This is a genomic window from Oleiphilus sp. HI0061 (genome assembly GCF_001635675.1).
The window spans coordinates 1-1,155 of record NZ_LWFE01001885.1 but is presented as its reverse complement, the minus strand read 5'-3'; the positions used below and the strand labels follow the sequence as shown (position 1 = coordinate 1,155).

Genomic DNA, 1,155 nt, shown 5'->3' with positions numbered 1-1,155 from the left:
TTGCTATTGTAGCGAGGCAAACCAGAGATAATAGCCATTGGCTTAAGCGTTGCGATTAATACATAGCTGGCTGTATCGTCCAGAACCTTGAATAACGCGTTTGAAACGCTTGAAAAGACCTTTTCTGTTTCCAGCTCAACTAGATCTGGACTTAGGTAGATATCAGAAAAGTAAATCTCCCCCGATTTTAACTTGCCACTTTGCTTCAGTGTAGCTAGGTCTCTTGTTAGAAAGGTGTCTGAGCTTTCCTCTCCGCTCTTGCTGTCAGCCTTGTGGCTTGTATAAAGAACTTCCCAGCCAATTACACTGTCCGGTCTTTTGGCGACTAGCTTGATATTTACTACGCCTGGATTTAAAAGCAAGTAGTGTTCGAGAGTGCGATTGACTGGCTCAGACTCAGTGATGCCTCCTTGCACATAGGCTTGAATGGCATAGTGCTTGCCCAGGGAAACTAAGTCTTGGGCACTTCTTTGAAATATGGATTGATAGCTCGACTCAAGCATCTCAGCTTCGTGCTCAAGCTCCTGTAGGTTCTTTTTCTTTATTTGGGCGATATGATCCAGATACACAGAAATACTGATGATGGTGCCGACAATGAGTGTTAAAGAGAATGTAACTGAGGGGATTAGTAGACTTATAGGGCGCTTCGCACGTTCAGTTTTTGAAGTTCTGATATGTTGATGTGTAAGAGGGGGTGTTTCGCGGGGGCCGCTATCTGTTGATGAGGTGGCGGTGTTGAAAATTAGGCTGCGAGTTATGCCTGCTAGCATAGAAAGGTAAGCAACAATTTTCAGTATATGAGCGATATTGAAATGGTTATCGAAAAGTTGCGTAGAGCCGAATGCCACATGCAGTTGGGTTAGGCACTCTGGAATGCAGCTTAATAAAAACGCCAGGCTGACGGGGTCGCGTTCTTTCTGAAACCAGGTCCAGAACAATGTGGCGGCTAATAAGTATGTCGCTAGTGGAAGGATGTCATAGGGGCGGCTTATCAATTCGCCAGGGAAAGTGGTTTGCGGTAGGTTTTCGCTCACCGAGGCTAGATAAACACTTACGAAGGCCGAACCAACAAAAAAACTATCGCTAAAGGAAGTAGCTTTAGATGCTTGTACAGGGGGGGTTATTGCTGTGATACAAAGCCCATAAGCTTAGTGC

General features: G+C 45.2%; 1 protein-coding gene. It reads right to left on the bottom strand.

Translation table 11 applies throughout. The features are described 5' to 3' along the window. The coding region (locus tag A3735_RS28600) for a hypothetical protein (protein ID WP_197486133.1) at window positions 1-1,034 on the bottom strand (1,034 nt) is incomplete at its 3' end. Window positions 1,035-1,155: the final 121 nt, after the last annotated feature.